Origin of the sequence: Pseudomonas panipatensis (assembly GCF_900099785.1) — a bacterium.
In the GTDB taxonomy this organism is placed as follows: domain Bacteria; phylum Pseudomonadota; class Gammaproteobacteria; order Pseudomonadales; family Pseudomonadaceae; genus Pseudomonas; species Pseudomonas panipatensis.
Map to the genome: position 1 here is coordinate 288,348 of NZ_FNDS01000004.1, position 21,134 is coordinate 309,481.

A 21,134-nucleotide genomic window follows, 5' to 3' on the forward strand; every position below is an offset into this window, starting at 1 on the left:
CAGCTCCGCATTCCCGCCGAGGTAGTAACCGATGTCCTTCGCCGACCAACTGGCCCGCCTGCAAGCCTTTCTCGATGCCGATGACCTGCACGAGGAAGCCTTGGACTATATCGCGGCCCACGGTTACCTGACCGCCTTGGCGATCTGCCCGGACGAGGTACCGGCCCGCGAGTGGATCGATGCCCTGTTCGCCGAGCCGCCGCACTATCGCAGCGAGGAAGAACGCAGCGAGATCGAGGGCACCCTGGAGCAACTCAAGGCCCAGATCACCCGCATGCTCGCCAGCGACGAGGAAGTGGAACTGCCCTGCGAGCCCTATCTGGGCGACGAGCCGGACGATTCCGATATCCGCGGCTGGTGCATCGGTTTCATGGAAGGCGTGTTCCTCCGTGAAGCGGTGTGGTTCGAGCAGGCCGAAGAGGAAGTCAGCGAGCTGCTGCTGCCGATCATGGTCGGCTCGGGTCTGTTCGACGAGCAGCCGGAGTTCGACGAGATCGCCCGCGACCGCCACTTGGTCGACGACATGGTCGCGCAGATCCCCGAGTTGCTGACCAACCTGTTCCTGCTCTGCCAGGCCCCGGAAGAGAAGCCAGCGCTACTGAAGCCCCGCCAGCACTGATCGGCGGGCAATGGCGCAACGGCCGATCCGCCGTAGCCCTCACGCCTGGGTGCGCTACGCCCTGCTGGCCCTTGGCTGGTTGAGCGTGGCCCTGGGCGTCGCCGGCATCTTCCTCCCTCTGCTGCCGACCACCCCCTTCCTGCTCCTCGCCGCCGCCTGCTTCATGCGCAGCTCGCCGCGCTTCCATGCCTGGCTGGTGTATCACCCCACGCTCGGTCCCTGGATCGGCGACCACCTGGACGGCAAGGGCATCCCGCTCAAGGGCAAGCTCTACACCCTGGCGTTGATGTGGGCCAGCATCGGCCTGTCCTGCTATCTGCTGCCGCACGCCGCCGCTCGACTGTTCCTGCTCGCCAGTGCGCTACTGGTATCGATCTACATCCTGCGCCTGAAGACCCGCCGCATCGTCTGAAACGCCGGCGCCCGGCACGCCACGGGCGCCCGCGGACAACCGGCTCACTTGTCCTTCTTGTACGCCGCCTCCAGCGCATCGTTGATGGTGCGCAGGACCTTGACCCGGGCGAAGCGCTTGTCGTTGGCCTCGATCAGGGTCCAGGGAGCGATCTCGGTGCTGGTGCGGTCGACCATGTCGCCCACGGCGTCGGCGTACTGGTCCCACTTGTCGCGGTTGCGCCAATCCTCGTCGGTGATCTTGTAGCGCTTGAAGGGAATCGCCTCGCGCTCCTTGAAACGCTGCTCCTGGGTGTCCTTGTCGATGGCCAGCCAGAACTTCACCACCACGATGCCGAAATCGACCAACTGCTCCTCGAAGTCATTGATCTCCGAATAGGCACGCAGCCAGTCGGCCGGCGCGGTGAGTTCCTCGACGCGCTCGACCAGCACGCGGCCGTACCAGGAGCGGTCGAACATGGTGAATTGCCGGCGCGCCGGCATGTGCCGCCAGAAGCGCCACAGATAGGGCTGGGCGCGCTCTTCCTCGGTGGGCGCGGCGATCGGCACTATGTGGTACTGGCGTGGGTCCAGGGCGCCGGTGACGCGGCGAATGGCGCCGCCCTTGCCGGCCGCGTCGTTACCCTCGAACACCGCGACCAGCGCGTGCTGGCGGAAGCGTTTGTCGCGCAGCAGCATGGCCAGGCGCGCCTCCTCCCGAGTCATCTGGGTCTTGTACTGATCCCTGCTCAGGGCCTGGGTCAGGTCGAGGCTGTCGAGCAATCCGCGGTTGTCCAGGCTGGCCACCAGCGGCGCGGCGTGGGGATGCCGCCTGGGGCGTTCCTGGAGCTTGAGCGCGGCCTGCAGCCCTTCTAGCAGGGTGCGGCCGACGGTCAGGCTGCGGTAGCGCTCGTCCACGCCCTCGACGACGTACCAGGGCGCATAGTCGCGACTGGTGCGCCGCAACACGCGCTCACCGTAGCGCACGAACTTGTCGTAGACCTGATTCTGCAGCCAATCCACCTGGCTCAGTTGCCAGGAGCGCTGTGGATCGCTCTCCAGGGTCTTCAGGCGCGCCTTGAGCTGCCGCTTGGACAGGTGGAACCAGAACTTGAAGATCAGCGCCCCCTCGTCGCACAGCATGCGCTCGAAGCGCTCGGCGGAGTCGATGGCGATGTCCAGGCGGCTGTCCTTGATATCGCCGTTGACCCGCGCGTAGAGCATCTGGCTGTACCAGTTGCCGAAGAAGATGGCGATCCGTCCCTTGGGCGGCAAGCGGCGCCAGAAACGCCACTGCGCCGGCCGCGCGAGTTCCTCGTCGGACGGCATGAGGAAGCTCTCCACCTGGATCAGGCGCGGGTCCATCCACTCGTTGAGCAGCTTGACCGTCTCGCCCTTGCCGGCGCCCTCGATGCCGTTGATCAGGATGATCACCGGAAAGCGCGCCTGCTGCTTGAGCTCGTACTGCGCATCGAGCAACGCCTCGCGCAGCGCGATGACTTCCTTCTCGTAAGTTGCCTTGTCGATGCGGTGACCGACTTCTGCGGATTCGAACATGGACATCCCCTTCTTCCGATGCTCCTCAAAGTAGCGGATCGGTCGACATCTGTCTGTGTCGGAAGGGTCTGGAATTGGCTCCGGACCTCAACTGGACGGAACCGGCGCGGGCACTTCGGTCACCTCGCCAATGAGCTGACGCAACCACCTGTGCGCCGGGTCGCGCTCGCGGCGCGCATGCCAGATCATGCGGAAATCGAACGGGTCGATCGCCAGCGGTGGCTCGAATATCCGCAGTCGGGCATCGTCGCCCAGGCCGGCGACACTGCGTCGGGCCACGGTAAGGATCAGGTCGGTGCCGGCGATCAGCTCAGGAGCCAGGCTCCAATGCGGCAACAGCACCGTCACCCGACGCTCCAGCCCCTGCCGCTGCAAAGCCCGTTCGATTTCGTTGTCATGACTGGCACGCATCGCCACCAGTACATGCGGCCGAGCCAGCCAGGCCGGCAGGTCGAGAATCCCCGACGCCGGCAGGCTGGAAGCGTCCGCCAGGCAGACGAAGCGCTCGACGAACAGACTGTGCTGGCGCAGCTCATGCACCGGCCGCTCGGCGAAAACCCCAAGCGCCACGTCGAGTTCCCCATCCAGAACATCGGCCAGCATCGACTCGCGACTCGCCTGGCTGACCAGTAGATCAACGCCCGGCGCGACGCTGCGCAAACGCCGCACCAAGCCCGGCAGGAGGAGCCGAGCACCATAGTCCGACATGCCCAGACGAAAGGTCCGCTGGGTATGCGCTGCATCGAACCGCGGCGGATCGAGCAATGCCCCCAGTTGCCCGAGGGCATCCGCCAGCGGTTGCAGCAGTGCGCTGGCCCTGGCGGTCAACTCCATTCCTCCTGCTCGCCGCACCAGCAGTGGGTCGTCGAACAGCACGCGCAGATGGGCCAAGGCATGGCTGACCGCGGGCTGGCTCTTGTGCAGGCGCAAGGCGGCCCGTGACACATGTTTTTCCAGCAACAGGGCATGCAGCGTGAGCAGCAGGTTCAGATCGATTCGCCGAAGATTATTCAAATCACGAATACCATAATGGCCAATTACGAATTTCCATCCAGATAGCTAATAGCCAAAGCTGTCTCCAGACACAACCACCCTCTGGAGCGATCCGATGAGCTATTCCCTCTCGATGTCTTCCGCCAGCCTGGCTGGCACGGCCCTGATCGCCGGGGCACTGGTGCCACTGCAAGCGAGCAGCAACGCCGCGCTCGGCCGCGCCCTTGGCCACCCGCTATGGGCCTCGGCCACCTCTCTGCTGGTCAGCCTGTTGGTGCTGCTGCCGTTGCTGCTGGCCGCGCGCGTCCCCTCGGCGCAGTTCGCCCAGGCCACGCAATTACCGGTCTGGGCCTGGTTCGGCGGCATCGCCGGGGTCGTCTACATCACCTCGGCGCTGTTGCTGACCCCTCGCCTTGGCGCGAGCGGCTTCATCGTCTGCGTCATCGCCGGACAATTGCTGATCTCGCTGTTGATCGATCACTTCGGCCTCATGGGCCTGCCGACCAAGGCTGCCAACCCCGGACGCATCGCCGGTGTAGCACTGATCTTCGCCGGCATGCTGCTGGTGCAATGGTTCACTCCCACCAGCGCCCCTCCAGGTTGAAGGCGGCGCAGGGCGCATCGAGGTGCGACCGGCGATCCCCTCCCGCCGGCGCTCAAGGGCCCGTAGAATGCGCCATCCGCTTTTCCAGGTCTTCCCATGCCCGATTTCCAGCATGCCCAGCTCGACTGGGACGACAATGGCCAGCCCAGCTCGCGCGCCTACGGCGATGTGTACTTCTCCCGCGCCTCCGGCGTCGACGAGACCCAGCATGTCTTCCTCGATGGCAACCGCCTGGCGCAACGCTTCGCAGCCCTGCCCGCCGGCGCACAGCTGTGCATCGGCGAGACCGGCTTCGGCACCGGCCTGAACTTCCTCTGCGCCTGGCGTGAGTTCGAGGCGCTGGCGCCAGCCGATGCGCGCCTGCATTTCGTCAGCGTGGAAAAATTCCCGCTGCGCCGCGACGACCTGCACCGCGCCCTTGCCCTGTGGGGCGACCTGCGGCCCTGGAGCGAGCCGCTGCTGGCGCAGTACCAGGCCATCCATCCGGGCTTCCAGCGCCTGCTCTTCGCTGGCGGCCGGATCGTCCTCACCCTGCTGGTGGGCGATGTGCTGGACATGCTGCCGCAGCTCGACGCCTCGATCGACGCCTGGTTCCTCGATGGCTTCTCGCCGGCGAAGAACCCGGAAATGTGGACTGCCGACCTCTTCGCCCAACTGGCCCGGCTATCCGCTCCCGGCGCCACCCTGGCCACCTTCACCAGCGCCGGTTTCGTCCGTCGCGGCTTGATCGAAGCGGGCTTCGCCATGCAACGGGTCAAGGGTTTCGGGCAGAAGCGCGAGATGCTCAGCGGGGCCTTCCAAGGTCCGCCGCAAACCGCCGCCAAGCCATGGTACGCACGACCGCCGGCCCACACGGGCGAGCGCCGGGCGCTGGTCATCGGCGGCGGCCTGGCCGGCTGTGCCAGCGCCGCCAGCCTGGCCGCGCGCGGCTGGCGGGTGACCTTGATCGAACGCCACGCTGGGCTGGCCGAGGAAGCCTCGGGCAATCCCCAGGGCGTGCTCTATCTCAAGCTGTCGGCCCACGGCACGGCCTTGTCGCGCTTGGTGGTGAGCGGCTTCGGCTACACCCGGCGCCTGCTCGAACGCTTGCAGCGCGGCCAGGAGTGGGATGCCTGCGGGGTGCTGCAACTGGCTTTCGACGAGGCCGAGGACAAGCGCCAGGCGCAATTGGCCGCGGCGTTCCCGGCGGACCTGCTGCAACCTTTATCGCGCGAACAGGCCGAGGCTGTCGCCGGAATCGAGCTGCCCGCCGGCGGGCTCTTCTTCGCCGAGGCTGGCTGGGTGCATCCGCCAGCGCTGTGCCGTTGCCTGGCGACGCATCCGAACATCGAGCTTATCTTCCGCCAAGACGTGCAACTGCAACGTGACGCCGAGGGTTGGAGCGCATACTGCGGCGACCAGCGGCTGGCCCAGGCGCCGGTCGCCATTCTCGCCACCGCCGCCAAGGTCCGCGCCTTCCCCGGCGCCGCCGGACTACCGTTGAAGCGCATCCGCGGGCAGATCACCCGGCTGCCGGCGACAGCGGAAAGCGCGGCGCTGGCCACCGTAGTCTGCGCCGAGGGCTATGTCGCCCCGCCGCGCAATGGTGAGCACACCCTGGGCGCCAGTTTCGATTTCCACAGCGACGACCTGCAACCGACGCTCGCGGAGCACCTGGGCAACCTTGACCTGCTGCGGGAAATCTCTCCCGACCTGCTCGTCCGGCTGCACGCCGATTCGCTCGACACGGCCAGCCTTGCCGGGCGCGCGGCCTTCCGCTGCACCACCCCCGACTACCTGCCCTTGATCGGTCCACTGGCCGAGCGCGAGGCCTTCGCCAGCGCCTACGCGGTGCTCGCCAAGGACGCGCGGCAGGTGCCGGAGATCCCCTGCCCCTGGCTCGACGGCCTGTATCTGAACAGCGCCCATGGCTCACGCGGACTGATCAGCGCGCCGCTGTCCGGCGAGTTGCTGGCCGCCTGGCTGGACAACGAACCGCTACCCTTGCCTCGTGAGGTGGCCGAGGCCTGCCACCCCAACCGTTTCTTCCTCCGCGAGCGGGTACGCGGACAGAAGCACTGAGCGGCCCATGCCGCAGCCACCGGACCGCCGGAGCGCACACCCCTGATGGATATCCTGCTCGCGGAATATTCGGCCATCGGCCTGATCCTCGGCCTGCTGCTCGGTCTGACCGGCGCGGGCGGTTCGCTGGTGGCCCTGCCGCTGCTGCTCAGCCTGCACCTGCCGCTGCGCGACGCCATCGGCGTCAGTCTTGGCGCGGTGGCGCTGTCGGCGCTGATCGGCGCCATTCCGCGCGCCCGTCAGGGCATGGTGGCCTGGCGCCCGCTGTTCTGGCTGACGCTCACCGGCTGGCCGGGGAACGCGGTGGGCCAGTGGCTCGGCCGCTTCGTCCCCGAGGCGGTGTTGATCATCGGTTTCTGCCTGCTGGTGCTCTGGTCGGCCTGGCGCATGTGGCGCGGCTCCAGCCAACCGCGCCAGACCGGCCAGGCCACCCGCAATGGGCCGCTGCTCGGGGTCGGCCTGGCAGTGGGGCTGCTCTCCGGGTTGATGGGCGTGGGCGGTGGTTTTCTCATCGTGCCGGGGCTGCTGTGGTTCACCCCGCTGTCGATGCTGGCGGCCACGGCGACCTCGATGGCGGTGATCGCCCTGGTCTCCGGCGGCGGCTTCCTGCTGTACCTGAGTGGTGCGCAACCGCCGATGGCGCAACTCAGCGCCCTGGCGGCCGGCGGCGCCCTCGGCGTGCTGACGGGCAATCGCCTGGCGATGCGCCTCGGCGGTGTGACCCTGCAACGCCTGTTCGCCCTGATGCTGGTAGCGGTGAGTCTGTCGCTGGCACTGCAGAAGCTGCTGGGCTGAGCCCGCGGCGTCGGGCTCGCTCAAGCCCCGGCGCGACACTACAATCGCCGCCAGCCCTTCCGAGTAGCCGCCATGCTGATCCCCTACGACCTGATCGAAGCCGAGACCCTCAACAACCTGCTGGAAGACTTCGTCACCCGCGATGGCACCGACAACGGCGACGACACCCCCTTGCAGACCCGCGTGGAACGGGCCAGGCACGCCTTGCAGCGCGGCGAGGCGGTGATCGTCTTCGAGCCGGAAAGTCAGCAATGCCAATTGATGCTGAAAAGCGAAGTGCCCAAGGACTGGCTGTAACCGCGCGGACGCCGCGAGGACTGCCGGCGGCCGTTCAGGGCGCCAGCTTCGGCCCCAGCAGCACCACGCTCGCCCCGGCGATGCACAGGGCCACGCCGACCCAATCGCTCCACAGCGGCCGGCTCTTTTCGACGAAGGCCAGCCAGAACAGCGAAGCCGCCACGTAGATACCGCCGTAGGCCGCATAGGCGCGCCCGGCATAGCTCGCCTCGACGCGTGTCAGCAGCAGCGCGAAACAGACCAGGCTGAACAGCCCGGGAAGCGTCCACAGCGGGCTGCGATCCAGGCGCAGCCAGAGCCAGAAGGCGTAGCAGCCGGCAATCTCGCAAAGCGCCGCAAGGAAGAACCAGAGGTAATTGAGCATCGGGCGTCCCTATTCCCCTGTCAGCCGCGCACGCCGCCTTCGCGCTCCCAGGCGCAGCGCACCCGCAGTTCGCCCTCCTGGGGGCTGTGGAAGCCGAGTTCGGACTCCCAGCGGAAGGTGTGGCTGCCATTGAGTTCGGTTTCCAGGTGAACCACCGCGCTGGCCCAGTACAGGCGCCGCAGCAACGCCTCGAACTGCGTCACCCAGAGGTTCCATTCGTATTCCACCGCCTGATAGCTGGCGCCGAAGTGGATCACCTGCGACTGGTAGAGGCCGGCCCCCTCCTGCTCGCAGCGGCTGAACATCTCGCGACCGAGGAACGGCCATGACTCGCCCATCGGCAGACTGTCCAGCACCTTGCGATTGGCCGCGCGGCGCATGCGGCGCTCCATCGAGTCGCCGGGCCAGTCGCGGATGCAGCCATAGACGATGGATTCGGCGGACGAGGTGGAGCGAGTCATGCGGGGCTCCCCGGACAGGCGGGACGAAGCAATGGAACGCGGGTCCGCTCGCGCGGCCGACAATGGAGCGGTGCAAGGATTGGCGACACGCCTCGAACTCCAGACACAAAAGGCAGCCTTCTAACACAGGCCGGCGGGATGGAAAAGCCGGCCGCCGCGAAGATGCGCAGCGCATCGCGCGCCCGCCATCGGCGCCTCCAGAAAGCAAAAGCCCCGCGAACGAGGCGGGGCTTTCACTGGGGTCCAACATACATCGGCAGGCAGGCCGGTGACTTAAGCTAACCCTTTGCACCGGGCTGGGCAAGCCCTGTCTTGCACTGCACCGAACAGGTGCAGAACGCGCGCCGCAATCAGCTCAGGCTACGGCGCTTGGCCTGCATCTTCTCGGCCATCTTGGCCATCTCGTCGTAGATCATCTGCGGGTTCTGTTGCTTGATCTTCCAGGCCATGCGGCCCTGCTCGTGGGGCAGGATCATGAAGCTGTCGCGGGCGACTTCCTGGTGGATGTAGTCGGCGATGTCGGCGGCGCTGATCGGCGAGCCTTCCAGCAACTTGCCGACCTGGGCCTTCATTTCCGGACTGGGGCCGCGGAAGGAATCCAGCAGGTTGGTCTGGAAGAACGACGGGCAGACCACGTGGACCTTGACGTCGACCAGACTCAACTCGGCCAGCAGGCTTTCCGAGAGTGCCAGCACGCCGGCCTTGGCCACGTTGTAGTTGCTCATCGCCGGGCCCTGCATGATGGCGGCCATGGAGGCGATGTTGATGATGCGTCCCTTGCTCTGTTCGAGCAGCGGCAGGAAGGCCTTGCAGCCCTTGACCACGCCCATCAGGTTGATCGAGATCTGCCAGTCCCAGTCTTCCAGGGACAGTTCGTTGAAGAAGCCGCCGGAAGCGACGCCGGCATTGTTGACGATGACATCGATGCCTCCGAACTTCTCTTCACAGGCCTGGGCCAGGGCGGTGAGCTGGCTGTAATCGCGCACGTCGCAACGCTGGGTGAAACCATCGCCACCGGCCTCGCGCACCAGCTTGAGGGTCTCCGCCAGGCCAGTTTCATTGACATCGGCCAGCGCCAGCTTCCAGCCATCTCGGGCCCAGCGCAGGGCGATTTCACGACCCAGGCCGGAACCGGCTCCGGTGATCATCATGCGGTTTTGCATAGGGAGGTGCCTTGTCTTGTCCGGGGAATTGACCGGCAGTGTAGCCAAGGGGCCTGCCTCGCAGGGCATCCATCAGGCTGCTGAATGGCCCTGGCAAACCCGCGCCACAGCCACGTCAGACGGGGCTTTCAGAGGGACGCAAGGAGCAGGCAGGAAAGCTTGCCGAGGACCAGCGCGACGCCAGCGCTGATCAGCAGGAAGGCCGCGCAGTTGACCCGCTCGCGACGCAGCCCGGCAATCGAATGGACGCGGTAGCGCATCAGGAAGACGCCAAGCGCGAGGAGCAAGGACGGCGCCAGGTAGACGAATTGCCAGAAGCGTTGCGGATCGGCATCCCGCGCCAGCCAGTCCACTGGCGGCAGCGGCGCCACGCCGATGATCAACTGGCCGAGCAGCCAAAGGCTACCCAGAGCGACCAGTACAAGCCCAAGCATTCCGTTACTCCCTGCGGAAAACCGCCATGGTAGAGCCTTGGCGCGCAGCGGACTGTGTCCTGGGTCACTGTGCGGCCGCCTGCGCGACTCAGTGCAGATCCTGGGGCAGCGATCCCTTGCGCAGGCGCAGGAACATCAGCGCCACGCTGCGCGCATCGCCCAGCGCGGTATGCCGGCCTTCCACGGGAATATCCAGGGTGCGCGCCAGGGTGTCGAAGCGCAGGTCCAGGTGCAGATCGGGATAACGCCGGCTGACTTTGCGCTGGTACAGCGCGGAGACTTCGATGCGCGGATTGTTCAGCGACGCCCCCAGTTGCGCGCGCAGGTGGCGCTTGAGCACGGCGACATCGAAGGACAGGTAATAGCCGAGCAGCGGTCGATCGCCGATGAAGGCGAGCAGGCGGCGCAGCGCATCGGCCAGCGGGAGTTGCCCTTCGAGATCGGCGCGCCGCAGCTTGTGGATGCGGATGGAGGTGCCATCCAGGCTCGCCGGCGGCTCCACCAGCAATTCCAGGCGCTCGCCGAGGACCAGTTTGCCGCGGCGGATCATCACCGCGCCGATGCTCAGGATGTCCGCCTTACGCGGATCGAGGCTGGTGGTTTCCAGATCGATCGAAACGATTTCCTCGGCTTCGTCCGGCGCATGCAGGCACCAGTAGAGGCGGCGACGCCAGCCGGACCAATGATGATCGGGGATTTTCACCAAGGCGTTCATCGGGTCTCCAGATGGAACTGCCGGGCCAGGCTCTGCTTGAACTTCTTCACCGCGTGCAAGCCGAAACGCAGCATGTCGCGCTCATGGCGGCTGAGGCGGGTCACATCCAGCCCTTGCTCACGGCCATCGCGATTACCGGCCAGCTGTTGTACCAAGCGTAGCTGGAGGAACAGCTCGAAGGATTCGGCGAGGTTGTCCGCCAGGTTCTCGTCCAGCACCCCGCGCGCTTTCAGCGCTTCCAGCCGAGCCAGGGTGCCACGCGCCTCCAGGCCCTCGCGCAGGGCCAGCACGCGACAGCCATGGACGATGGGGAAGATGCCGCCACGCTTGACGTCGAGGCGCTCCTCCTGGGTTTTCAACTGGCCGAGGAAGGTCAGCGGGGTGTCGAATTGCAGGGCAGCGGCGGCCACATCGTCGAGCCAACGCTCGCCATCCTCGACGAAGCGATTCAGGCCCTGGCGCAGGGCATCGAACAGTTGACGATTGCCGGCCACCGGCCAGGCGTCGGCGAGGATCGACAGACGCAGCAATTGTTCGGGGTTGCCTTCCAACTGGGTCTGCGTCAGCTCTCGCTGCCACGCCGCCAGCGACTTGCACCATTCCGGCCGGCTGGCCATGACGCCACCGGGACAGGGCGGGTAGCCGAAGCTCAGCAGCGCCTCGCTGAAGCGCTCCATCAGCGCCAAGCCCTGCTCCAGCGGAAAGCCCTCGGCGAGGATCAGGGCATTGTCCTGGTCGGTCTTCAGCAACTGCTCGGCGCGCCCTTCACTGCCCATCACGATCAGGCAGCAATGGCTGCGCAGGGCCAGCGGCACCTGCAACTCGAACAGGCGTTCGAGTAGTTGCTCGTTGAGGGTACTGACCAGTTGCATGATGAAGCGCAGGCGGATGCCATTGCCGGACAGGGTGGCGATCAGCGTGTGCAGCGTTTCGGCGGCAGCACGCAACTCCTCTTCGGTCTCGGCGCGGGCGATACGCAGGGCCAGCACATGGGAATGGGTGGAGAACAGGCTGAGCACCTGGGTCAGGTGCAGCAGGCCGATGATCTCGCCGTCCTCCTGGACGGCGACGCGCTCGATGCGCTGGCGGGTCATCAGGATCATCGCATCGAAGAGAAAATCGCCGAGTGCGACGCAGGCCAGCGGTCCGTGGGCCAATGGGCCTATGGCGTGCTCCTCGGCCAGACCGTCGCGGAAGTGCGCACGCATCAGGTCAGTGCGGGTCACGATGCCCAGGCCGCTCTCCTGGCGCACCAGCAAGGCATCGGCGCCGCGGCTCAACTGCAGGCGCGCGGCATCGCCCAGGGGCAGATCGGCGCTCACCTCGATGGCCGGCAGCAAGTGCTCACGGGCGATGCGGGTCAGGATGAATTCGGCCAGGTTCTGCCCTTCGCGCCGCGCCAGTTGGCGCTTGGCGGCCAGGTCGGCCTGGAAGAAGCGGGCAAAGGCGGAATTGGCGCCGCACAGTTGGTGGAAGACGCTGGCCGGCAGTTCGTAGGTGATGCTCTCTTCCACCGCGCGATAGGCGTGCTTGCTGCTGCCGGAGAAGAGTCCGCGAATATCGAAAAGGTCCTCGCCCGCGTACTGGGCGAACAGTTTGCCGTCTTCGCCGCGCTCTTCGACCACGCCCTTGAGCATGATGAACAGGCAGGGCACTGCGGCGCCGGCTTCCAGGAGGGTTTCACCGGCGGCGTAGTAACCGACGCTCAGCGCTTCGCTCAACTGCGCGCGCTCGGTGGGGCGCAGCAGATCGAAGGGAGGGGAGGAAAAATTGAAGTTCTCGGGCATGGTCAGCCGCCGTGCGGAACATCGCAAGACCAGACCGGGGGCGCATGCCCCCGGTCTGGCGTTGTCAGCCGCGACTCAGTGGGCTACCGCGCCACTGGCGCCCAGGCCGGTCTGGGAACGGATGAACTGCGGGAAGAAGCGTGCGCGTTCTTCATCGGCAGCACTGGACTTGTCGGTGATGGAGAAGAACCAGATACCGACGAAGGCCACGGCCATGGAGAACAGTGCCGGGTACTCGTACGGGTAGATGGCTTTCTCGTGGCCGAGGATCTGAACCCAGATGGTCGGGCCGAGGATCATCAGCGCCACCGCGGTGATCAGGCCCAGCCAGCCGCCGATCATGGCGCCACGGGTGGTCAGCTTCTTCCAGTACATCGAGAGCAGCAGTACCGGGAAGTTGCAGCTGGCGGCGATGGAGAAGGCCAGGCCGACCATGAAGGCGATGTTCTGCTTCTCGAAGAGGATGCCCAGGATGATGGCCACCACACCGAGGGTGATGGTGGTGATCTTGGACACGCGCAGCTCGTCCTTCTCGTTGGCCTTGCCGCCCTTGATCACGCTGGCGTACAGGTCATGGGACACCGCCGAGGCCCCGGCCAGGGTCAGACCGGCGACCACCGCGAGGATGGTGGCGAAGGCCACGGCCGAGATGAAGCCGAGGAACAGGCTGCCGCCCACGGCATTGGCCAGGTGCACGGCGGCCATGTTGGTGCCGCCGATCAGCGCGCCAGTGGCATCCTTGAAGGCCGGGTTGGTGCTGACCAGCAGGATGGCGCCGAAGCCGATGATGAAGGTCAGGATATAGAAGTAGCCGATGAAGCCAGTGGCGAAGAACACGCTCTTGCGCGCTTCCTTGGCATCGCTGACGGTGAAGAAGCGCATCAGGATGTGCGGCAGGCCGGCGGTACCGAACATCAGCGCCAGGCCGAGGGAGAAGGCCGAGATCGGATCCTTCACCAGACCGCCGGGGCTCATGATGGCCTCGCCTTTCGGGTGCACCTTGATGGCTTCGGAGAACAGCGCGCTGACGTCGAAGTTGACGTGCTTGAGCACCATGATGGCCATGAAGGTGGCGCCGGACAGCAGCAGCACGGCCTTGATGATCTGTACCCAGGTGGTGGCCAGCATGCCGCCGAAGAGCACGTAGAACACCATCAGGATGCCGACCATGACCACGGCGACATGGTAGTTCAGGCCGAACAGCAACTGGATCAGCTTGCCGGCACCGACCATCTGCGCGATCAGGTACAGCGCCACCACCACCAGCGAACCGCTGGCGGACAGGGTGCGGATGTCCCGCTGCTTCAGACGGTAGGAGGCGACGTCGGCGAAGGTGTACTTGCCGAGGTTGCGCAGGCGTTCGGCGATCAGGAAGAGAATGATCGGCCAGCCGACCAGGAAGCCGATGGAGTAGATCAGGCCGTCGTAGCCGGAGGTGTACACCAGCGCGGAGATCCCCAGGAAGGAGGCCGCGGACATGTAGTCACCCGCGATCGCCAGGCCGTTCTGGAAACCGGTGATGCGGCCGCCAGCGGCATAGTAGTCGGCTGCCGAGCGGTTGCGCTTGGAGGCCCAGTAGGTGATGCACAGGGTGAGACCGACGAAACCGACGAACATCACGATGGCGGAAACGTTCAGCGGTTGACGCTGCACGTCGCCGGTCAGCGCGTCGGCCCAGAGGGCAGGAGCAAAGGCAGCGAGGCCAAGGGCCGCGAGCAGGCGGGCGATCATTGCTGGACCTCCTTGAGGATTTCCTGGTTCAGGCGGTCGAACTCACCATTGGCGCGGCGCACATAGACGCCGGTCAGCACGAAGGCGGCGACGATAATTCCGACGCCCAGGGGAATGCCCCAGGTGACCGAGGAATCGGCGCTTATCTTGGTGCCCAGCAGGTGGGGTTCGAAGGCGATGAGCAGGATGAAGGCCGCATACAGGCCCAGCATGATCACGGATAGCAGCCCGGCGAATCGCTCGCGCTTGGCCACCAATTCTTTGAAGCGCGGATTGTTATCAATCCGCTGGTAAATGCTGTCGTTCATTGTTGTTGTCCTCACAGCGGGGATGACGCGGATGTCGTCCAGCCCTACTCTAGGGCTCTGCTGCAAGGGCTCCAGACGACTTTAGTCGTAGCGCCTCCCCCTCCTGACGAAGACCTGCGAAATAGAGCGTCCGCAATGAAAAAACCCGCCCTCTCCCGGAAGGAGACGACGGGTTCGCAGGATGCCTCCTGCGCTTATTCAGTCCACTGTTTGACGCGCTCCGGGTGGCTGGCGACCCACTGCTTGGCGGCGTCTTCCGGCTTGGTGCCGTTCTGCACCGCGAGCATGACCTCGCCGATCTCCTGACCGTCGTTCCACTTGAGCTTCTTCAGCAGCGCCCAGACCTCGGGAGCCTTCTTCTCCAACGCCGGGTTGGCCACGCTGTCGACATGCTCCTCGTCGCCGTAGACCTTCTTCGGATCCTCGAGGAACTTCAGCTTCCACTTGGCGAACATCCAGTGCGGAATCCAGCCGGTCACCGCCACTGCCTTCTTGTCGTTCTCGGCACGGGTCAGTTCGGCGATCATGCCGCTGCCCGAGCTGGCCACCAGTTTGTAGTCCAGGCCGTAGTCCTTGATCGCCTGCTCGGTCTTGAGCATCACGCCGGCGCCGGCGTCGATGCCGACGATGCGCCCGTCGTATTCATCCTTCTGCGCCTTGAGATCCTCGATGCTGTTGGCTTTGACGTACTCCGGCACGATCAGACCGATCTTCGCCCCCGGGTAGTTGACGCCCAGGTCGACCACCTGGTCTTTCATCTTCGAGTAATAGGCACCATGGGTCGCCGGCAGCCAGGCCGAGAGCATGGCATCCAGTTTGCCGCGCGCCACGCCCTGCCACATGATGCCGGCCGCCACCGGCATCAGCTTGACCGGGTAGCCGAGTTTCTCGCGGATCACCTCGGCGGCCACATGGGTAGTGGCCACACTGTCCGACCAGCCATCGACGTAGCCGATGGTGATCTCAGGCTTGGCCGCCGCGGCGGCCAGCCCTGCTGCCGCCGACAGCGCCAGCCCAGCGCTCAGGCACAACAGACGTCGCATCATTCGCATGGATTTCTCCCCTCATTCTAGGTTCACCGGAACCAACGCCCCGGGGCGGTCTTAGCCGCGCTTCCATCATCGGCCTGAGGGCTGGGCGGGCTGCTCCGAGAGCGACGCATAACCTGTCTTTACACGACAGCCAGTATCCAGAAACGACGCCTCGCATGCGTTTGCGACAGCCTCGCCGAGTGCCGCGCTGGCACCGGGCCATGCCCGCCGCCCCGGGCGCTGACGCCGGCCGCCGGCATTGCTAAGATGCCAGCCCGCCCCCACGCGCCGCCCCCATGCCCCGAACCTCGCGCTTTCCCGCCCTGCCCTACTGCATCGCCCTGCTCCTGAGCGTCCTCGCCATGGCCGCGATCTGGTACCTGCAGGGCCGCGCGGTGCAACTGCCCGACGCCGCTAGCGCCACGCACCGCCTGCAATGCGCGTCCTACAGCCCGTTCGGCAAGGACCAGTCGCCGTTCGACCAGCCCTTCGCCTTGCGTCCGGCGCAGATGGACGCCGACCTGGCGCTGCTGGCAACCCGCTTCACCTGTGTCCGCACCTACTCCATGAGCGGCCTGGAAGGCATCCCGGCGCTGGCGCGCAAGCATGGCCTGAAGCTGATCCTCGGCGCCTGGATCAACGCCATTCCGGCGGACAGCGAGCGTGAGGTGGAGAAACTGATCGCGGCGGCCAATGCCTATCCCGACGTGGTCCAGGCGGTGATCGTCGGCAACGAGACGCTGCTGCGCCAGGAAGTCACCGGCAAATACCTCGATGGCCTGCTGGCGCGGGTGAAGAGCCAGGTGCGCCAGCCGGTGTCCTACGCCGAGGTCTGGGAGTACTGGCTCAAGCACCCGCAACTGGCGGACAAGGTCGACTTCATCACCCTGCACCTGCTGCCTTACTGGGACAACCAGCCCAGCGGTATCGACGGCGCCCTGGCCCGTGTCGCCGAGATTCGCCAGCGCTTCGACCAGAGTTTTCCCGGCAAGGACGTGCTGATCGGCGAAACCGGCTGGCCCAGCGAGGGCCGCCAGCGGCAGACCGCGCTCCCCAGCCGGGTCAACGAGGCGCGCTACATTCGCGACTTCGTGCGCATGGCCGAGGCGCGCGGCTGGCACTACAACCTGATCGAGGCCTTCGACCAACCGTGGAAGCGCCGCATCGAGGGCGCGGTGGGAGGCTACTGGGGATTGTTCGACGCCGACCGCCAGGAAAAGGACGTGCTCGCCGGCCCGGTCTCCAACCAGCCCGACTGGCCACGCTGGCTGGCGCTGTCCGTCCTGTTGTGGGCCGCCGCGCTGCTGCTCGCCGGGCGCCCGGCGAATGCGCGCGCGGCGCTGCTGCTACCGCTGGGCGTGGCACTCGGCGCGACCTGCAGCGGGCTGTGGGGGGCCCAGGCGCTGGTGATTTCCACCTTCCTCGACGAATGGCTGTGGGCCGCCTACCTGATGCTGCTCAACCTGCTGGTGCTGGCGCACCTGGCCCTGGCCTTGTCGGCCAGCGGCGGCTGGCGCGCCAGGCTCAAGGCCTGGGCAGCGGCGCACGACGGCTGGCTGCTGCTGGCCAGCGGCTTCGCCGGCGCGGTGTGGATGCTGGCGCTGGTGTTCGACGCGCGTTACCGCAACTTCCCCAACGCGGCGCTGCTGTTCCCTGCCGTGGTCTACCTGTGCCGGCCACTGCGCGCCCCGCGCCGCGAGGCCACCCTGCTGGCGCTGCTGATCGCCGTGGGAATCGTTCCGCAACTGGCCCTGGAGGGCTTGAACAACCTGCAGGCGCTGGGCTGGGCCGGCGTCGCCAGCCTGCTCACCGGGGCCCTCTGGCGTGGCCTGCGCCTGCCCCGCGAGGCGGCCGCCAAGGCTGCCATCGACAGCGCACCGGCACGGCCCGTGCCCGACCCCGCCGCTCAGGCCTGAGCGGCCTGGCGCACCAGGCGCAGTCCCGCCAGCACCACCGCGAACACCGCCATGCTGACGCTATAGAAGACCAGCGCCGGCAAGCCGATGAACAGTGCCAGGGCCGCCAGCCACCAGCCGATCCGGCCGGGGACGAAGAAGCCCAGCAGCGCAGCCACCAGCGCGGCCTGGCCGAGCACGCCAAAATGAATCAGCAGGCCGAGCCCGGAGCGCAACTGGCAGGCCAGTTGCGCGTCGTTATCGGCGCAGACATCCACCCACTGGCCGTTCTCCAGCAAACCGAAACGCACGCCATAGCAGGCCGCCACCCACAAGACGGTGAGGCTCAGCAACAGAATCAACGACGAACGACGGGGCATGGCGCCACTCCGGAGGGATAACCGGCGCCCAGCATAGCCAGCGTCGATGCCGATGCAAGCCTGCCGACCGCTGGTTAGACTGACCGGACCCTCTCGCAGGAACCCGCCATGTCGCGCGCCACCCGCTTCTTCCTGGTCTGCCTGGCCATCAGCTTCTGGTGGCTCTGGCCCAAGCACCCGCGGGAGGCCGCGCAAGCGCTCGGCGACGGCAGCCTGCGCCTGGCCCATTACCGCATCGAGCCGCTGCAGGAATTCCAGATCGACGCCCTGGTGCTGGGCCGCGAAGACTATGCCTTCGACCGCGAAGCGGAACTCTCGCCCACCGACCTGGCCCTGGGCTGGGGGCCGCTGGCCGATCCGCAGTTGGCCGCGCGCATCCAGTTCAGCCAGGGCGGCCGCTGGTACCACTGGCAGGCCGATCCGCTGCCGCTGCCACGCCGGGAAATCGAAACCCACAGCGCCAACATGCACCTGATCCCGGCCGACCCCCAGATCGCCCAGGCGTTGTCGGCGGTCCGCGCCGGCCAGCAGATTCATCTGGCCGGCGAACTGGTGCAGGTGGTTGGCGACGACGGCTGGCAGTGGCGCAGTTCGCTGAGCCGCGAGGACACCGGCGCCGGCGCCTGCGAACTGATCTGGGTGGAACGCCTGGAAACACGCTGAACGCACGGTTGCCAGCGCCATCAGGATCGCGGCATGCTCCCCCATCGCTTGCAGAGGAACCCTCCATGCCGCACCTTCAGCTTCGCCCCGCCCGCCCCGACGATGTCCCGCTGATCCTCACGCTGATCGCCGAACTGGCCGACTACGAGCACCTGGCACACGAGGTGAAAACCGACGCGGCACGCATGCACGAACACCTGTTCGGCCCGCGCCCCTATGCCGAGGTGCTGATTGGCGAAGTCGATGGCGAGGCATCCGGCTTCGCCCTGTTCTTCCACAACTATTCGACCTTCCTCAGCCAGCCCGGCATCTATCTGGAAGACCTGTACGTGCGCCCCAGCGCGCGCGGCGTGGGCCTGGGCAAAGCCCTGCTGACCGAGCTGGCGCGCCTGGCGCTGGAGCGCGGTTGCGGCCGCCTGGAATGGTCGGTGCTGGACTGGAACGAGCCGGCCATCGGTTTCTACCGCCGCCTCGGCGCGCGTCCGCTGGACGACTGGACCGTCTACCGTCTCACCGGCGAGGCCCTGGCCAACCTCGGCCGGCGCACCTGAGTCCACTCCCGGCACGCAGTCCAGCCCCCAGGCACGAGCAGCGCCGCTGGCGTCCCATACGTCGCCCGTGGCGCACTTGCGCGGCTTGCGCTTGTCATATGGCTCGGTTTCACTCCATCCGAGCTCTATTCAAAGGACTCCATGCCATGAGATTGCTTTCGCGCGCGGCCGCCCTGCTCGGCAGCCTCGTCCTGGGCTTCGTCGGCCCCGCGCTGGCCAGAGACGTCGACGTGGCCAGCTATGGCTATCCGCTGACCAACCCGTTCGAGGCGACCATCGCCACGACGCCGATGGAACTGCGCCCCAAGCTGCCGGACATCGCCGACATCGACCAGCACGACTATGCCGTCAAGCTGCGCCCGGAGCGTGAGTTCGTCCTGCCCGACAACTTCTGGCCGGTGAAGGATCTGCACTACCGCCTGGCACGGCAGGACCACCCGGCGCCGCTGGTGTTCATCATCGCCGGCACCGGCGCCCACTACGCCAGCAGCACCCCTGAGTACCTCAAGCGCCTGTTCTACGGGGCCGGTTACCACGTGGTGCAGATTTCCTCGCCGACCAGCTGGGACTTCATGGCCGGGGCCTCGCGCATCGCCACGCCCGGCTACAGCAGCGAGGACGCCGACGACCTGTACCGGGTCATGCAAGCCGTGCGCGCGCGCCACCCGGACCTGCCGGTGACCGATTTCTACCTCACCGGCTACAGCCTCGGAGCCCTGCACGCGGCCTTCGTCAGCAAGCTCGACGAAACCCGTCGCAGCTTCAACTTCAAACGCGTGCTGTTGCTCAACCCGCCGGTGAATCTCTATACCTCGGTGAGCAACCTGGACAAGCTGGTGCAGACCCGGGTCAAGGGCATCACCGACTCCAAGACCTTCTACCAACTGATCCTCGGCAAGCTGACGCGCTACTTCCAGAAGAAAGGCTACATCGACCTCAACGATGCCTTCCTCTATGACTTCCAGAACTCCAAGCAGCACCTGACCAACGAAGAGATGGCCATGCTGATCGGCGCGACCTTCCGCTTCTCCTCGGCGGACATCGCCTTTACCTCGGACCTGATCAACCATCGCGGGCTGATCACCCCGCCGAACTACCCGATCCATGAAGGCACCAGCCTCGAACCCTTCTTCTCCCGCGCGCTGCAATGCGACTTCGACTGCTACATGACCGAACAACTGATCCCCATGTGGCGCAAACGCTACAACGGCGGCAGCCTGCCGCAACTGGTCGAGAAGTCCAGCCTCTATGCCTTGCGCGACTACCTGCACGACAGCCCGAAGATCGCCTTGATGCACAACGCCGACGACGTCATTCTCGGCCCCGGCGACCTCGGCTTCCTGCGCCGCACCTTCGGCGACCGCCTGACCCTGTACCCGCTGGGCGGCCATTGCGGCAACCTCAACTACCGGGTCAATGCCCAGGACATGCTGAACTTCTTCCGTGGCCAGCCCGAGCCGCTCCAGGCCGCCGCGCAATCAGGGAACCGCTAGATGACTCCTCGCCACCACTGGCTGCTCGCCCTGCTGCTGGGCTGCGGCGCAGCCCAAGCCGAAACCGCCGCGGTCGTCCCGCTGATCCCGCCCTCCGCGGCCAAGCCGGTGGACCAGCAGCCGGACGCGGATGGCTTCAAGCACCCCCTGGATAGCCTGAAATTCAATCCCGGCCTGGACCAGCGCGAATTCGAGCGCGCCAGCCTCGACGCGCTGGACGTCTACGACCCGTGGGAGTCCTGGAACCGCCGCGTCTATCACTTCAACTACCGCTTCGACGACTGGGTCTTCCTGCCCGTGCTGCATGGCTACGAGTACATCACGCCGCGCTTCGTGCGCAGCGGCGTGAGCAACTTCTTCAGCAACCTCGGCGAGGTACCGAGCCTGGTCAACAGCCTGTTGCAGTTCAAGGGCAAGCGCGCCATGAACACCACCGCACGGCTGCTGTTCAACACCACCTTCGGCGTGCTCGGCGTGTGGGACCCGGCGACCCGCATGGGCCTGCCCAAGCAGAGCGAGGACTTCGGCCAGACCCTGGGCTTCTATGGCGTCCCCGCCGGTCCCTACGTGGTGCTGCCGATCCTCGGCCCCTCCAACCTGCGCGATACCGGCGGCCTGGTCAGCGACTTCATGGTCGGCCAGGACATCGACTACCTGGGCGTCGCCAGCGCCAGCAGCGACCACTGGGAAATCACCGCGCTGCAAGTCATCGACAAGCGCTACAGCACCGACTTCCGCTATGGGCAGATGAACACGCCGTTCGAGTACGAGAAGCTGCGCTACTTCTACACCGAGTCGCGGAAGCTGTTGATCAAGGAATGAGGCCTGGGTGACACCGGGAA

23 protein-coding genes are annotated in these 21,134 nt (G+C 66.3%); 11 read left to right on the forward strand and 12 right to left on the reverse strand.

Annotated elements, in window-relative coordinates; translation table 11 throughout:
• Positions 1 to 31 precede the first annotated feature (31 nt).
• Positions 32 to 619, forward strand: a complete 588-nt coding sequence (locus tag BLQ74_RS11550) for a UPF0149 family protein (RefSeq protein WP_090262707.1) — start codon at positions 32 to 34, stop codon at positions 617 to 619.
• Between the two features lie 10 nt (positions 620 to 629).
• Positions 630 to 1,031 (forward strand): YbaN family protein, encoded by a 402-nt coding sequence (locus BLQ74_RS11555; protein WP_090262708.1) that lies wholly within the window; start codon positions 630 to 632, stop codon positions 1,029 to 1,031.
• Between the two features lie 44 nt (positions 1,032 to 1,075).
• On the opposite strand, the gene pap is transcribed toward BLQ74_RS11555, so the two are convergent.
• Positions 1,076 to 2,566, reverse strand: coding sequence for a polyphosphate:AMP phosphotransferase (gene pap / locus BLQ74_RS11560; protein WP_090262709.1), 1,491 nt, complete (start codon positions 2,564 to 2,566; stop codon positions 1,076 to 1,078).
• An 87-nt stretch (positions 2,567 to 2,653) separates the two neighbouring features.
• Positions 2,654 to 3,580 (reverse strand): LysR family transcriptional regulator, encoded by a 927-nt coding sequence (locus BLQ74_RS11565; protein ID WP_090262710.1) that lies wholly within the window; start codon positions 3,578 to 3,580, stop codon positions 2,654 to 2,656.
• Positions 3,581 to 3,674: 94 nt separating this feature from the next.
• Between BLQ74_RS11565 and BLQ74_RS11570 the strand changes: the two genes are divergently transcribed.
• The 4 genes from BLQ74_RS11570 to BLQ74_RS11585 all read left to right on the forward strand — a co-directional run bounded on the left by BLQ74_RS11570 (position 3,675) and on the right by BLQ74_RS11585 (position 7,316).
• Positions 3,675 to 4,163 (forward strand): DMT family transporter, encoded by a 489-nt coding sequence (locus BLQ74_RS11570; protein WP_090262711.1) that lies wholly within the window; start codon positions 3,675 to 3,677, stop codon positions 4,161 to 4,163.
• Positions 4,164 to 4,259: 96 nt separating this feature from the next.
• On the forward strand, positions 4,260 to 6,224 hold the full coding sequence (gene mnmC, locus BLQ74_RS11575) for a bifunctional tRNA (5-methylaminomethyl-2-thiouridine)(34)-methyltransferase MnmC2/FAD-dependent 5-carboxymethylaminomethyl-2-thiouridine(34) oxidoreductase MnmC1 (protein ID WP_090262712.1): 1,965 nt from the start codon (positions 4,260 to 4,262) through the stop codon (positions 6,222 to 6,224).
• A gap of 45 nt (positions 6,225 to 6,269) precedes the next feature.
• The gene (locus BLQ74_RS11580) at positions 6,270 to 7,019 is read left to right on the forward strand and encodes a sulfite exporter TauE/SafE family protein (RefSeq protein ID WP_090262713.1); all 750 of its coding nucleotides are present in this window, start codon (positions 6,270 to 6,272) and stop codon (positions 7,017 to 7,019) included.
• Between the two features lie 72 nt (positions 7,020 to 7,091).
• Positions 7,092 to 7,316 carry a YheU family protein gene (locus BLQ74_RS11585; protein WP_090262714.1) on the forward strand — a complete coding sequence of 75 codons (225 nt, stop codon included), beginning with the start codon at positions 7,092 to 7,094 and terminating at the stop codon, positions 7,314 to 7,316.
• A 34-nt stretch (positions 7,317 to 7,350) separates the two neighbouring features.
• On the opposite strand, the gene BLQ74_RS11590 is transcribed toward BLQ74_RS11585, so the two are convergent.
• From BLQ74_RS11590 to BLQ74_RS11630, 9 genes are all read right to left on the reverse strand, one after another.
• Positions 7,351 to 7,680: a YnfA family protein gene (locus BLQ74_RS11590; RefSeq protein WP_090262715.1), complete on the reverse strand. Its 330-nt coding sequence runs from the start codon at positions 7,678 to 7,680 to the stop codon at positions 7,351 to 7,353.
• Between the two features lie 20 nt (positions 7,681 to 7,700).
• Positions 7,701 to 8,141, reverse strand: a complete 441-nt coding sequence (locus BLQ74_RS11595; RefSeq protein WP_090262716.1) for a hypothetical protein — start codon at positions 8,139 to 8,141, stop codon at positions 7,701 to 7,703.
• A 350-nt stretch (positions 8,142 to 8,491) separates the two neighbouring features.
• Positions 8,492 to 9,304, reverse strand: coding sequence for an SDR family oxidoreductase (locus BLQ74_RS11600; RefSeq protein ID WP_090262717.1), 813 nt, complete (start codon positions 9,302 to 9,304; stop codon positions 8,492 to 8,494).
• Positions 9,305 to 9,432: 128 nt separating this feature from the next.
• Positions 9,433 to 9,738: a hypothetical protein gene (locus BLQ74_RS11605; protein WP_090262718.1), complete on the reverse strand. Its 306-nt coding sequence runs from the start codon at positions 9,736 to 9,738 to the stop codon at positions 9,433 to 9,435.
• A gap of 88 nt (positions 9,739 to 9,826) precedes the next feature.
• Positions 9,827 to 10,453 (reverse strand): 3'-5' exonuclease, encoded by a 627-nt coding sequence (locus BLQ74_RS11610; RefSeq protein WP_090262719.1) that lies wholly within the window; start codon positions 10,451 to 10,453, stop codon positions 9,827 to 9,829.
• Positions 10,450 to 12,240, reverse strand: a complete 1,791-nt coding sequence (locus tag BLQ74_RS11615) for a DUF294 nucleotidyltransferase-like domain-containing protein (protein ID WP_090262720.1) — start codon at positions 12,238 to 12,240, stop codon at positions 10,450 to 10,452. Before BLQ74_RS11615 ends, BLQ74_RS11610 begins: the two co-directional genes overlap by 4 nt.
• 75 nt (positions 12,241 to 12,315) lie before the next feature.
• Complete coding sequence (locus BLQ74_RS11620; RefSeq protein WP_090262721.1) at positions 12,316 to 13,971, reverse strand: cation acetate symporter; 1,656 nt, start codon at positions 13,969 to 13,971, stop codon at positions 12,316 to 12,318.
• Complete coding sequence (locus BLQ74_RS11625) at positions 13,968 to 14,279, reverse strand: DUF485 domain-containing protein (protein ID WP_090262722.1); 312 nt, start codon at positions 14,277 to 14,279, stop codon at positions 13,968 to 13,970. Before BLQ74_RS11625 ends, BLQ74_RS11620 begins: the two co-directional genes overlap by 4 nt.
• A 194-nt stretch (positions 14,280 to 14,473) precedes the next feature.
• Complete coding sequence (locus tag BLQ74_RS11630; RefSeq protein ID WP_090262723.1) at positions 14,474 to 15,331, reverse strand: glycine betaine ABC transporter substrate-binding protein; 858 nt, start codon at positions 15,329 to 15,331, stop codon at positions 14,474 to 14,476.
• A gap of 275 nt (positions 15,332 to 15,606) precedes the next feature.
• On the opposite strand from BLQ74_RS11630, the gene BLQ74_RS11635 reads away from it, so the two are divergent.
• Positions 15,607 to 17,226: a glycoside hydrolase family 17 protein gene (locus BLQ74_RS11635; protein ID WP_244507180.1), complete on the forward strand. Its 1,620-nt coding sequence runs from the start codon at positions 15,607 to 15,609 to the stop codon at positions 17,224 to 17,226.
• Here the strand turns inward: BLQ74_RS11635 and BLQ74_RS11640 are convergent.
• A complete protein-coding gene (locus tag BLQ74_RS11640; RefSeq protein ID WP_090262724.1) occupies positions 17,217 to 17,585 on the reverse strand; it encodes a hypothetical protein in 369 nt (122 codons plus the stop codon). The two genes, BLQ74_RS11635 and BLQ74_RS11640, sit on opposite strands and share 10 nt — an antisense overlap.
• Positions 17,586 to 17,693: 108 nt before the next feature.
• Between BLQ74_RS11640 and BLQ74_RS11645 the strand changes: the two genes are divergently transcribed.
• The 4 genes from BLQ74_RS11645 to BLQ74_RS11660 all read left to right on the forward strand — a co-directional run bounded on the left by BLQ74_RS11645 (position 17,694) and on the right by BLQ74_RS11660 (position 21,114).
• Positions 17,694 to 18,248: a hypothetical protein gene (locus BLQ74_RS11645; RefSeq protein WP_090262725.1), complete on the forward strand. Its 555-nt coding sequence runs from the start codon at positions 17,694 to 17,696 to the stop codon at positions 18,246 to 18,248.
• Between the two features lie 65 nt (positions 18,249 to 18,313).
• Positions 18,314 to 18,799 carry a GNAT family N-acetyltransferase gene (locus BLQ74_RS11650; RefSeq protein WP_090262726.1) on the forward strand — a complete coding sequence of 162 codons (486 nt, stop codon included), beginning with the start codon at positions 18,314 to 18,316 and terminating at the stop codon, positions 18,797 to 18,799.
• A gap of 146 nt (positions 18,800 to 18,945) precedes the next feature.
• Positions 18,946 to 20,292 (forward strand): alpha/beta fold hydrolase family protein, encoded by a 1,347-nt coding sequence (locus BLQ74_RS11655; protein WP_090262727.1) that lies wholly within the window; start codon positions 18,946 to 18,948, stop codon positions 20,290 to 20,292.
• Complete coding sequence (locus tag BLQ74_RS11660) at positions 20,293 to 21,114, forward strand: MlaA family lipoprotein (protein WP_090262728.1); 822 nt, start codon at positions 20,293 to 20,295, stop codon at positions 21,112 to 21,114.
• The last annotated feature ends 20 nt before the right edge of the window (positions 21,115 to 21,134 follow it).

Coding starts and splice junctions, on each gene's coding strand:
- BLQ74_RS11635 (WP_244507180.1), top strand. CDS start 15,607: ATGCCCCGAACCTCGCGCTTTCCCGCCCTGCCCTACTGCATCGCCCTG.
- BLQ74_RS11625 (WP_090262722.1), bottom strand. CDS start 14,279: ATGAACGACAGCATTTACCAGCGGATTGATAACAATCCGCGCTTCAAA.
- BLQ74_RS11610 (WP_090262719.1), bottom strand. CDS start 10,453: ATGAACGCCTTGGTGAAAATCCCCGATCATCATTGGTCCGGCTGGCGT.
- BLQ74_RS11550 (WP_090262707.1), top strand. CDS start 32: ATGTCCTTCGCCGACCAACTGGCCCGCCTGCAAGCCTTTCTCGATGCC.
- BLQ74_RS11650 (WP_090262726.1), top strand. CDS start 18,314: ATGCCGCACCTTCAGCTTCGCCCCGCCCGCCCCGACGATGTCCCGCTG.
- BLQ74_RS11605 (WP_090262718.1), bottom strand. CDS start 9,738: ATGCTTGGGCTTGTACTGGTCGCTCTGGGTAGCCTTTGGCTGCTCGGC.
- BLQ74_RS11655 (WP_090262727.1), top strand. CDS start 18,946: ATGAGATTGCTTTCGCGCGCGGCCGCCCTGCTCGGCAGCCTCGTCCTG.
- BLQ74_RS11590 (WP_090262715.1), bottom strand. CDS start 7,680: ATGCTCAATTACCTCTGGTTCTTCCTTGCGGCGCTTTGCGAGATTGCC.
- BLQ74_RS11555 (WP_090262708.1), top strand. CDS start 630: ATGGCGCAACGGCCGATCCGCCGTAGCCCTCACGCCTGGGTGCGCTAC.
- BLQ74_RS11615 (WP_090262720.1), bottom strand. CDS start 12,240: ATGCCCGAGAACTTCAATTTTTCCTCCCCTCCCTTCGATCTGCTGCGC.
- BLQ74_RS11580 (WP_090262713.1), top strand. CDS start 6,270: ATGGATATCCTGCTCGCGGAATATTCGGCCATCGGCCTGATCCTCGGC.
- BLQ74_RS11640 (WP_090262724.1), bottom strand. CDS start 17,585: ATGCCCCGTCGTTCGTCGTTGATTCTGTTGCTGAGCCTCACCGTCTTG.
- BLQ74_RS11620 (WP_090262721.1), bottom strand. CDS start 13,971: ATGATCGCCCGCCTGCTCGCGGCCCTTGGCCTCGCTGCCTTTGCTCCT.
- BLQ74_RS11595 (WP_090262716.1), bottom strand. CDS start 8,141: ATGACTCGCTCCACCTCGTCCGCCGAATCCATCGTCTATGGCTGCATC.
- BLQ74_RS11585 (WP_090262714.1), top strand. CDS start 7,092: ATGCTGATCCCCTACGACCTGATCGAAGCCGAGACCCTCAACAACCTG.
- BLQ74_RS11630 (WP_090262723.1), bottom strand. CDS start 15,331: ATGCGAATGATGCGACGTCTGTTGTGCCTGAGCGCTGGGCTGGCGCTG.
- BLQ74_RS11645 (WP_090262725.1), top strand. CDS start 17,694: ATGTCGCGCGCCACCCGCTTCTTCCTGGTCTGCCTGGCCATCAGCTTC.
- mnmC (WP_090262712.1), top strand. CDS start 4,260: ATGCCCGATTTCCAGCATGCCCAGCTCGACTGGGACGACAATGGCCAG.
- pap (WP_090262709.1), bottom strand. CDS start 2,566: ATGTTCGAATCCGCAGAAGTCGGTCACCGCATCGACAAGGCAACTTAC.
- BLQ74_RS11600 (WP_090262717.1), bottom strand. CDS start 9,304: ATGCAAAACCGCATGATGATCACCGGAGCCGGTTCCGGCCTGGGTCGT.
- BLQ74_RS11660 (WP_090262728.1), top strand. CDS start 20,293: ATGACTCCTCGCCACCACTGGCTGCTCGCCCTGCTGCTGGGCTGCGGC.
- BLQ74_RS11570 (WP_090262711.1), top strand. CDS start 3,675: ATGAGCTATTCCCTCTCGATGTCTTCCGCCAGCCTGGCTGGCACGGCC.